Annotated in this window: 7 protein-coding genes; 2 read left to right on the top strand and 5 right to left on the bottom strand. The window is 56.1% G+C overall.

Annotated elements, in window-relative coordinates:
- Nucleotides 1–3 precede the first annotated feature (3 nt).
- A complete protein-coding gene (locus tag H5T64_10230) occupies nucleotides 4–723 on the top strand; it encodes an amino acid ABC transporter ATP-binding protein (GenBank protein ID MBC7264712.1) in 720 nt (239 codons plus the stop codon).
- Nucleotides 724–765: 42 nt separating this feature from the next.
- Here the strand turns inward: H5T64_10230 and H5T64_10225 are convergent, their stop codons facing one another.
- A complete protein-coding gene (locus H5T64_10225; GenBank protein ID MBC7264711.1) occupies nucleotides 766–2,244 on the bottom strand; it encodes a GNAT family N-acetyltransferase in 1,479 nt (492 codons plus the stop codon).
- A gap of 156 nt (nucleotides 2,245–2,400) precedes the next feature.
- Here H5T64_10225 and H5T64_10220 point away from each other — a divergent pair, with 156 nt between their 5' ends.
- The gene (locus H5T64_10220; protein ID MBC7264710.1) at nucleotides 2,401–4,062 is read left to right on the top strand and encodes an NAD(P)H-hydrate dehydratase; all 1,662 of its coding nucleotides are present in this window, start codon (nucleotides 2,401–2,403) and stop codon (nucleotides 4,060–4,062) included.
- A gap of 7 nt (nucleotides 4,063–4,069) precedes the next feature.
- Here H5T64_10220 and H5T64_10215 read toward each other — a convergent pair whose 3' ends face one another.
- Genes H5T64_10215 through H5T64_10200 form a run of 4 tightly spaced genes read right to left on the bottom strand, consistent with a single transcriptional unit; the run spans nucleotide 4,070 to nucleotide 10,675 of the window.
- The gene (locus H5T64_10215; protein ID MBC7264709.1) at nucleotides 4,070–6,508 is read right to left on the bottom strand and encodes a hypothetical protein; all 2,439 of its coding nucleotides are present in this window, start codon (nucleotides 6,506–6,508) and stop codon (nucleotides 4,070–4,072) included.
- Nucleotides 6,505–7,869, bottom strand: coding sequence for a glycosyltransferase family 4 protein (locus H5T64_10210; protein MBC7264708.1), 1,365 nt, complete (start codon nucleotides 7,867–7,869; stop codon nucleotides 6,505–6,507). Before H5T64_10210 ends, H5T64_10215 begins: the two co-directional genes overlap by 4 nt.
- Entirely contained in the window at nucleotides 7,866–9,272 is a 1,407-nt protein-coding gene (locus H5T64_10205; GenBank protein MBC7264707.1) for a glycosyltransferase family 2 protein, read from the bottom strand. Before H5T64_10205 ends, H5T64_10210 begins: the two co-directional genes overlap by 4 nt.
- On the bottom strand, nucleotides 9,269–10,675 hold the full coding sequence (locus tag H5T64_10200; GenBank protein ID MBC7264706.1) for a glycosyltransferase family 2 protein: 1,407 nt from the start codon (nucleotides 10,673–10,675) through the stop codon (nucleotides 9,269–9,271). The genes H5T64_10205 and H5T64_10200 overlap by 4 nt, the downstream gene beginning before the upstream one ends.
- Nucleotides 10,676–10,686 lie beyond the last annotated feature (11 nt).

Here is a 10,686-nt window from a genome sequence, read left to right as displayed (position 1 = left end):
GAAATCCGACACGCCTACAAAAGTTTTAACTTCGGGCGAGTGAGAGCGCTGATTGATGTCAGCCTGGACGTTTACCGGGGCGAGGTAGTGGTCATTATTGGTCCCAGCGGCTCGGGGAAGACCACCCTGTTGCGCTGCATCAACCATCTGGAAGCATTGGACAAAGGCACTATCGTCGTGGATGGCATCCCCCTGACCGAGGCAGAGAATATCAACAGGGTTCGCGCTGAGGTCGGCATCGTCTTCCAACAGTTTAACCTGTTCCCACACTTGACGGCGCTGGAAAACATCACCCTGGCCCAGCGTGTGGTGCGTAAGCGCTCAAAAGAGGAAGCCGAGGCCATTGCCCATGAACTCTTACGCAAAGTCGGTATCCCAGAGAAAGCAAATGCTTATCCCCTCCAGCTTTCCGGCGGCCAGCAGCAGCGAGTGGCTATCGCGCGGGCATTGGCTATGAACCCTAAAATCATGCTTTTCGATGAGCCCACATCGGCTCTAGACCCCGAGATGATCAAGGAAGTGCTGGACGTGATGCTGGACCTGGCCCGCGAGGGAATGACGATGGTGGTGGTTTCTCATGAGATGGGTTTTGCACGGGCAGCAGCGCAACGCATGATCTTTATGGACGGAGGACGTATTATCGAGGAAACCACGCCTGAGGAATTATTCACCTCCCCCAAGGAGGAACGCACGAAAATATTCCTGAGCAAGATCTTACATTAGAGCCTCCCTAAATGCTTTCGTGGGCAATGTAATTGTCAAGATTCACTCCTGCGCTGTTACAGATCGTCCTAACACCTTTTCCAAGTGACGCTTGAGGTCTTCGTGCGAAGTGAAAGTGATGGCGTGCATCCCGATCTCGCGCGCCGCCGAAGTATTCCGTTCTTTGTCGTCAATCAAGAGGCATTCCTCCGGGCACAGGCCCAGGCGCTCGGCAGTGAGGGCATAAATCCGGGGGTCTGGTTTACGCAAGCCTACCCGCGAGGAGTTAATGATCACATCGAACAAATTGGCGATACCATATCGTTCAAGCAGGCCTTCGAGAGCCGGCGTGGCGTTGCTGAGTAAAGCGATCTTATAGTTCGAGCGCAATTTGCGGAACAGTGCCACCATGCGCTCGTTGAGTTCATCGAGGGCGAAGGGGTTGTCCCGCAATGATTCGAACTCGGGCGGGATAGGCCGTCCGAGTCGGGCACAAACATCGGCCCAATAGTCTTCATATGAAATGCGCCCCGTAGAAAATGCCTCCCATGCTTCTCCGGCAAAAAGGGTACTCTGAAGCGTGCCCTTCTCCAAGCCCCATTCTCTCTCATAGCGCTCCATCAAGGCCTGAAGTTTCTCTGTCCGCGTCAGTACACCACCAAAATCAGTGATGAGTGCCCGCACGGAAACATTTCGAGCACTCATGATCTCTAATACCAACACGTCGCGAGCCCGCCCTGTGGGGGTAAAGCCGAACCAACGGTAAAGGCGCTGGGAGCGCTCGTTATCTGCTTGGGTGTCTAAAATGATGTGTTCCACACCCTGGCGCTCGAAGAAACGTATTGCTTCAGCCAGCATCCGGGTGCCAATGCCTTGTCCCCAGTAATTGGGATGTACAGCGAGGCGGGCCAGGTAGCCGCTGGCGCCAATCCAGTTGAATTGATAGCCCACAATGTGGCCGCTCAAGTCTGCTACTGCGAGATATGGCGCTTCAGTCCGAATGCGCTCAAAGGCAGATGCATCCAGCCGCCAAATATCCACGAAGGCAACCTCATCCAGAGCCACTAAAGCAGCGATGTCAGTCGATTCCATAGGCCGTAGCCGAACGCGATAGTTGCCAGACGAGGGTATGCGATGCCCCCATTTTTCGAGGTCTATGACTGCACCTCGGGGGACAAAAGCCGTACATTGCAGAGCACGGGTGAACCAATCTACGTTGTCCAGGTACATGATATGGCGTATTTTTCGGTCGGCAGCCAATTGGCAGACCAGAGGGAGCATGGTAACCAATGCGGTATCTATCTCAGACCGATTGGTTACCGCAAAACCATGCACGCGGAAGCGGGTAGTCGTCTCTGGCCCTGCAAGAAACAGGCCCACCGGCTGTTCTTCCCGAAATGCGAGGACGTTCAGGCCTTCATAGAGTAGCCCAGGCAGCCGATCTTCGTCTAGATTGCAGTAAACGCGCGCCCCCTTTTCCAAAAGCGCTGCGATCAATGACTCGTCAGCGGACGTCGCCTGGCGCACCTTCCATTCACGCAAGATCTGTCCCCCTATCCGGGTTGGTATGATATGATACTTCCATCAAGTGTCAAAATCTATATGTTTTTGGCAAAGGGGCGAATTCTTGGGGCGCTTTGACAGCAGTGTCCATTCGCCTTAGAATGAAAGTCAGAGTATCGAAAGTCTGGGGGGCAAATGAAGGTCGTTACCGCGAAGCAAATGCGCGAGTTTGAGGCGGCCACGGATCGCAGTGGCCTTTCGTATGCTCAGATGATGGAAAATGCCGGGCGACTCGCCGCTCAAGCGATCCGTGAGCGACGCCGACCTGAACAAGGGCCAGTGCTTGTGTTGGTGGGCCCGGGCAACAATGGCGGAGATGGGTTGGTCTGTGCTCATTATCTCCATGAGTCGGGATATAACGTTATGGTCTACGTGTCTGTGCGCAAGGTCAGGGATGACGACGATCTATCGAGAGTACAAGCCGACGGCATTCCCCTCGTGTGGGCCTCAGATGACCCTGGGATGGGGACACTCTGCTGCCTCTTGGATAAAGCGGACACTATTGTGGATGCTCTCTTGGGGACGGGGTTGACGCGACCCGTCGAAGGAATACTGAAAGAAATCTTGCGCCTGGTCTGCGAGTACACGAGCCAGGCGCGTATTAAAGATGGGCCACTCAGTCGCCTGGTCAATCCAGTCATCCGGGCCAAAAAACCCTACGTGGTAGCAATAGACCTGCCCTCTGGTCTGAACAGTGACACCGGTGCCGTTGACCCGGTGACGCCACCGGCTGACCTCACCGTTACCTTTGCCTTCCCGAAAGTGGGTCTTTTTCTCCCCCCAGGCGTAGCATACGTGGGCGAACTCGTAGTGGCGGATATTGGCATCCCTGTTGATCTGGCCGCCGATGTGGATCTCGAAGTCGCTACTGCTGAGGAAGCAAGGACCTTGCTCCCTGCCCGCCCGCGTAACGCGAACAAAGGAACCTTTGGCAAGGCGCTGATTGTGGCGGGTTCAGCAAATTACACCGGCGCACCTTACTTGGCTGCCGCTGCAGCGACACGTGTTGGCGCAGGCTTGGTAACCCTGGCTGTGCCAGGGGCGATTTACCCTGTTCTTGCGGCTAGTATACATGAAGCCACGTTCCTGGTGCTGCCTGATGATGTGGGTGCTCTCGCTCCCGATGCCGTGAAGGTGTTAATAGAGCCGATGAGCCGGTATCAGGCTTTGCTCCTAGGGCCGGGCATTGGGCAGGAAATTGGCACGGCCGAGTTGGTGTGGCGACTGTTGGGCAGTGAGCGACCCGACCGAAAGACGCGCATAGGGTTTTTGGAATCCAAGATGGCCATCGAGATCCCTGCATCGCTGCCTATGGTGATAGATGCCGACGCACTCAATATCCTGGCCCAGAAGAAAAACTGGTGGAAAGAACTAAGAGGCTCCTGTCTCCTAACGCCCCACCCTGGGGAAATGGCTCGGCTACTCCGAGTGGAGACTGCGGATGTGCAGGCAGATCGCATCGGCATAGCCCGCCACGCGGCCGCCGAATGGGGGCAAGTAGTCCTGTTGAAAGGTGCGTGCAGCGTGCTGGCTTCACCCGAAGGGCACATCACCATTCTTCCCTTCGCCAACCCCGCCCTGGCTACGGCGGGCACAGGGGATATACTGGCGGGGGCAATCGTCGGCTTGCTGGCCCAAGGACTGGGGCTTTACGAGGCCGCGCTTCTGGGTGCATATTTGCACGGGCTGGCGGGGGAGATGGCGCGTCAAGACTTAGGCGACGCAGGGGTGGTAGCAGGGGATCTTCTGCCCCGCTTGCCCCTGGCCATCAAACGTTTGCGGGGAGATGCCGAGTAAAAGCCGGTTAATACACTACCTCGAATACACCGGCCCCATCACGCAAGTAGAGCGGGCGATAGTGAGCGCTGTCTAATAGCCTCTCGTTGGTCAATCCGCCTCGAGCCCAGCCGAAAGGCAACTGGTCGCGGTGCAAACCCACATACACATGAGTGACGCCCCACATTTGGAGGGCTGAGAGCACCTCTGGAGCATCGAGAGGCTCTTCTAATAATAGTTTCGTCAAGGTACGGAGATCTTGTCGATAGCCTGGATAGGGCTGATCCTCGGTATTGTAGATCTGTGGTGGCAATGTAGTACGACGCCCTGCCAGCAAAGGGATCCACCAGCCAGCATCGGACCCCGATACGAGCGAGCCCCAGTAAGTGAAAATCATGTTGACGGCGAAGACAGCGTCCGGCGGTGTGTTCTCCCGGATCCAAGCCATGGCTGCTTCGTCCTGCGGCGTCACCAACTGATACGAAAAGTCAGTGATATCTGGGCTGTGGGCGACTCCTAAGAGCGCTGCGAGTACCAGGATGATTGTCAGTGTGGCGTGTGCCCAGCGCCAACGGTGCCCCATCTGCTCTACCCAGGCCACGGCAATACCGATGGCTACACTCCCAGGGATGTACATGGCGATGACTACCGCGAAGTTGTCGACGATGCCTGGCCCCGGCAGCCCCAGTCGGTTCAGGTTGGCGAGGAAGAATAGACCTACTACCCAGACTGCCATGAAGATCGCTCCGCGCTGTCTGCGCCACAGCCCAATGGCCAGGGCAACCAGGGCAGGCACACGGAAGAGGAGCGGTATCCAGCGCAGAGAGTCCCCCAGTATGTTGTAGCCTTCTACATGCCGGGTCTCGCCCCCGCCTGCAGCGTAGTTACGCACTAAACTGGGCAAATACCGCAGCATAAGCGGGATACCCCATGATGCCACTAGTAAAAACGCTATCAGCAGGATCAGCGCTGCCCGTAGCCACAATTCGTAGAGTGCAAGCCTATCCCTGCGCTGTCGCCACGTTTGCCACAGCAGGTAGGGAATCAAGAAAACGACGCAAAACAAGGTAACACGATAATGAGTGAGAAACAAGCCAGCCAGCAGTAGTCCCAAAAGTGCCAATTGCGCCAGGTGGCGCTCCTTTGCCTCCAGGAATTCCACTGTGAGCCAGAGGGCGACAACCAAGATGCATTGTCCTGCCAACTGGGTGTAGCGACCCCAGTTTACATAATATGCCGGCGTGGGGGACAGCCATGCCGCTGCCGTGACTGCCACCAATCCCGCCCAGTGGCTGCGCGACAGACGGACGGTCAGTGGGTAAAGGCCCAACACAGCCAGGGCATTGATCGCCTGGGCGATCCAGAAGACTGACTCCAGGGCGCCAAACTCAGAGAGCCATTGATAGAAAGCGGCGACAGCGTGGAACCCGAAATGGTAGGTGAAACTGCGCAGCGGAGCGTAAGGTTCCCAAGAGTCAAATAGGCCGCCATTTTCGGCAATAAGTTGAGTGATAACACTGTGTTGATAGGAGTCGGCCCACAGAGGGATGCGCAGTTCAGGAGCGGTGAGCAGGCGGCTGAGTAGAACGAAGAGGGCAAGGAGCAGAAACAGGACGTCGGGGAACTGCAATTTGGGTCTTGGGTCGCCAGATCTCCGCCACTTTGCCCATTCCTTCCAGGTTACAAGCATCATACTGCCGGCGAGCAAACCCCACACCCAAGGCGCGCTCAAGTGCAACCCAACCACTTTGCAAAACGCCAGAAGCACTGGGTAGAGGGAAAGGCTCAGTGCGCCAGCCAGTACCAATTTGTCGCCAAGGCGATGCAGTCCTTGCCAACCTAGGCTCAACAGTGCCCAACCAGGCATTATCAGTAAGAGCGCGCCTATCAATAATGGCACCACGCTGCGTGGCAACCCCCTTGCCGCCACCGAAGCGAGTACGATCGGAGAGTAGGAATAATGTGTCCTGAAAGCCAGGTCACCAGTTTGGGCTTCATCGCGCTTGTAAAATGTTCCCTCGCTATAAACTTCCTCCGGCGTGGCCCAGGCAGTAATGGCATCACCGTGTGTGGAAGTGGGCGAATCGAAAAAGAAGTAATAGGAACGTCCAGCGGAGTTCGGGATGGGAGTGAAGGTGAAAGAGCGGTAGGCATTGTCCTGAACATCTGCGGCATTGAAAATAATGGTTACCAGGTCTGTAGTGCTTTGGGGGCTCTCGCGCAGGTGAAATGCGACCGGTTGTGTGTTTTGGCGGGCGTAGGTGGCCAAGAGCACGTCAACTTGGCATAGTCCGGAGTAATGCGATAGGAAGGTTTGGCCGATAGTGCGGTCCTGGCGTATCTCGCCTACTGGCTCTGTGGCTACAGGTTGGTAAACATCTAATTGCTTCTTAGTCGGAATGCAGCCAGTGGTCAGCGCAGCCAAACAAAAAGATAGCGCTAGCGCCTGAAGCCCTCGTGCGTTCATGAACCTGGCCTCGATGGCAGGCGTTCATATATGGCCTCGAGGTCTCGGCTTACCTCCGCTGACGTGCGAGGCCTTACGATCCCGGCCCGCAATTTGTCCAATAGGATTGGATTTGAGGCTACCTCACGCACTCGTGCAGCCAAGTGTGCAGCATCATCGGCGCGGAAAAGCAGGCCGTTCTCCCCATCGCGGATCAACTCCGCCATGCCGCCGATATTTGCCGTCAGTACGGGCACGCCCGCCCACAGCGCTTCGAGGATAGACATCGGGCAATTCTCGTAAACACGAGATGGCAAAATGAACATATCCGTCTGCGCCAAGACACGCCCAACTTCCTGGTGAGGTACAGGCCCCTCGAAGCATATGCGAGAGTTCGTGATCCGGGCGCGCAGTTTAGCGACATAGCGGCTGGTGAGGATATTCGCCTCCGCATCGCCGTAGATATGCAACTCTACCGGTGCATCGGCGAGCATGTTGAAGGCATCTACCAGCAAATCCACCCCTTTGTGAGGAGTGATGGAGCCGATGTAAGTGAATCGCAGCCTCTCGCCCCGCGATGCGATATCAGAGCCTGACTCGAGACTTGCCGAATTCACTCCGTTTGGCAGATGGATGATCCGATCGCCCGCTATGCCCCACTCCACAAAGCGCTCTTTCAGGAAATTAGAGGGCGCGATGAGCACATCAGGTAAACTCAGCAGATGTCGGAAGTAAGTGTCGCGGGTCATCAGGAGCGCTGCATGTCGCTGCTGATCATTGTGGGCCGGCATTTTGAGAAGGCCAGTGATGAAACGTCTTGCGTAGCCCACTGTCCCCCAGACACCCACTCGCTGCATGTGGATTAGGGGAGGGAGGCGCTCGAACTCGGGCGCTGGCAAATGGTAGCAGCGGTGACATCGCAAGCCCCCCTCAGGTCCAGGGCAACGCTGATAGTCCCGGGTGAACAAAGTGGAAAGATAGCACATATACCAGAAATCATGCAGTGTCAGGACAGTGGGCAGGCCGCGTCTCTTCGTGGCCGAGATCATTGAGGTGCTCAAGCCGCCACCCAAGTGGTGGAAGTGCACTACGTCAGGCCGAAATTCGTCCAGCACCTCGTCAAATCGTGCCTCCACTCGCGGATCGAAATAGTTCACCAGCGGAGGCGGTGAAGCCGTGAAATTGTTGACCACCTTGTACACTGGGATGCCGTCATATTCGCTGGACAATAGACTATGCTCGGGCTGGTTTGGGGCATAGATACGGTAGAACACTGCTACTTGGTGGCGAGGCTGAAGATCTTTGCACAGCAGGTAAACATGTATCTCCGTTCCACCGGAACTTTCTGGCAAGAAAGTATGGGCCACTTGCAGTATTCTCATTTCCCTGCTCCCTCGAAACGTAAAGCAGATAACCCGAAAGCGATGCGGCGAGGGAAAGGCCCCTCTTCGGTATACGCCCGGTTGGCCTCGAAGATAAGATGGTAACGACCTGGCTCCAAAGGGCAGGGCTCACGCAAGTTGAATAATCCTGGCTGATCAGGCAATCTTGCCCTTATCTTATGAGCAGAGGTGATTTGGCCATTATCCATCCTACGCAGATGTAACGTCAAATCAACACCCGGCACCCCTCGATGTGCGACAAACTGGACCAGCAACTTGCTTTTGTGCTCGTTCAGCGAGAAGCGAATGGATGCTACGCGTGCTGCCCAGCGTATGGGTATCTCGCCCCACCGTTCTCGCCAGAACCACCCGTGGTAGAGATAATCCTCCTCATTGCTGCCTACGTGCATCTCCGTAAGCGGTGCGAAAGCAGCGGCGTGTTGGCGGTTATCTGGTGCGATGAGTAGGTGGTGATCTTTCTCGAACCAGCGTGCATAGCGGCGCAAGAATGGGCCCAATCTGCGGTTCGCCCAACGGTAAGGCCACAAACTCGGCTCCTCAGTCAGTGCTGACCACCAGGCGCGGACGTAGGGGTGAACACGACCTGGCTTCAGGTGAAAGATCCCATCTCGCACAATGAAGCCGAGTATCTCTGACCAGTGGTAATGCTTGAGCACAAAGCGTAGCCGGTTACGTTCATCCCAGTAATACATCGTTGGGTCGTGCTTGCTGTAACTGTGGAGATGCCAGACCACTGCTTCTGGAGCGACACCGATCTCGTATCCAGCATTGCGGATACGGATGCCGATGTCTGAATCATCATGGCCGTAGAAACGGAACCCTTCGTCGAAGGGGCCCACTTCGTCCAACACCCGCCGGCGGATGATCATGCCGTTTCCGGTGGCGTACATCACCTCGGTCGGTGCACTGGCGAACTCGTACATCTCGTGGATACACACTCCGTTGCCGTGAGCGAGTTCATTGAGCACAGACCCTATACCATTCACGATATCTGGTCGGTCAGCGAACATCAGCCGCGACGCACAGCTACCCCACTGGGGGTTCTCTTCCATCCGCATCACCAATGCCGAGAGCCAATCTGGTTCTGGTAGTGCATCATTGTCGAGGAAAGCAATGTACGCTCCTCGCGCTAGCCTTAGTCCCGCATTCCGTGCTGCCCCAACACCACTGTGCTTTTGTGTATGGGTCAAACGAATTCGATCACTGTCACAGAGTTTAGACAATTCCTCCGCACTGCCATCAGTGGAGCAATCGTCGGCCAAGATGATTTCCACATTCCGATACGTGCCATCCAGGATAGTCTGCACACTGCGCCGGACGAGGTCGAGGATGGCCTTGCCGTTGTAGTTGAGTATGATGACGCTGACCAATGGCCATCTCATACCCCGCCTCCTAGAACATAGTTCAGAGCCCGCCAGAGACGTCCATTCACGCCACAGGCATAGGCTCCCCATCCCAGCCGCTTGCCGATCACGTGGCTGGCGGCGTAAAGCCGGATGCGCCAGAAAAGGGCTCTGTTCAAGACACCCTCCTCCATTGCACCTCTGATGAGGCCCCCGGCATATTGGCCGATCTCAAACACTGTTGTCTCGGGCTCTTGGCGTTGTTCCGGTCTCATTGCATCGAGCACCGCTCGTTTAATATAGTCCTTGCCTACGTTCCACGTAGCCCAGAATATGAAGTGCGCGTCCTTCCGAGATAATGTGCGGCCTCGATCGGTCATTGCCCTTTGTCTTAGCCCGTGCCCCGTCACCAAGCGCCGCATTGTCAGACACGGATGTAGCCATTCGAGATACCCTATCCTCCTCCATAGGTCTTTGCGGACCGATTCAGGATGGGGAGATTGTAGCCCGAGCATCTGCCATGCGGCTTCGGGGCTGAAGCGCGTTCGGTACCAGCCTTTGATATCTAAGTAAGCCGAGATCTCATTGGGTGTGACAGAAGACATCCTACCTCTCAGCGCAAGGTCGAAATAAGCGGTGATGCATTCTTGTAGCCAGTGCCGCAGCAGACTCATAGCCTGTCCCACACTCATCACTGGCCTCTGCTCTCCAAAGATGTTGGGCACAATCAATCCGTCCACATACGCCCGCCGTAATTCATAGGCAGGGCTACGGCTGTGCGAATGGAACACGCGCGATTGTGGCTCGTAAAGGATGTGCCACCCATCCTGCATGACTGCATGGGCCCAGGCTAGGTCCTCGGCGTAGGGTATGTTTGGCAAAGGGTGTTTCTCCCAGACTGTGCGCCGTATCATGCCGCTCACATTATTAAAAGTACAGCGTTCTTGCTTTTCTTCTAGGCTGAGAGCGGCGAATTCCGCCTCGCTGCCGAGGGTTTGCACCATGCGCTCGGGGTGGCGGCGGCTCCAATACTCGGCTATGGCACGGCTCAGATAGTCGGCATTAGGACGAGGCAGATGGCGACTGTAAGCCCCCGCAGCCTCTGGCATCTCTTCTAGCGCACGTACCAGGGCATACATCCAGTCCGAATCCGCGGGCCTGGCATCCTGCACTAAGAATAGGACATATTTGCCCTGTGCCAATTGGCATCCCAGGTTACGGGTTGTGCCGTGCCCAAAGTCCTGGGGAGAAATAGTCTGCAAAAGGACAGGGAAGGTTCGGCAAATATCCAACGTCCCGTCTGTCGAGCCTGAATCCACCACAATCACTTCGAACTCGAAGGGAACTACCTGGTCGAAGACGGCCTCTAACACCACCCGGAACTCGGGGCCTGCATTCCTGGTTGGGATGACAACTGAAACCAACGGCTTCGCCTGACTCACCTTGGCCTCTA

Source organism: Chloroflexota bacterium, assembly GCA_014360825.1.
Lineage (GTDB): Bacteria > Chloroflexota > Anaerolineae > UBA2200 > JACIWT01 > JACIWT01.
Note: the sequence above shows the minus strand (reverse complement) of the source record. Positions and strands in the feature narration are given on the sequence as shown.

Excerpts from the sequence above, each read along its gene's own strand:
- H5T64_10220 (MBC7264710.1), top strand. The coding sequence starts at position 2,401 with ATGAAGGTCGTTACCGCGAAGCAAATGCGCGAGTTTGAGGCGGCCACG.
- H5T64_10215 (MBC7264709.1), bottom strand. The coding sequence starts at position 6,508 with ATGAACGCACGAGGGCTTCAGGCGCTAGCGCTATCTTTTTGTTTGGCT.
- H5T64_10210 (MBC7264708.1), bottom strand. The coding sequence starts at position 7,869 with ATGAGAATACTGCAAGTGGCCCATACTTTCTTGCCAGAAAGTTCCGGT.
- H5T64_10205 (MBC7264707.1), bottom strand. The coding sequence starts at position 9,272 with ATGAGATGGCCATTGGTCAGCGTCATCATACTCAACTACAACGGCAAG.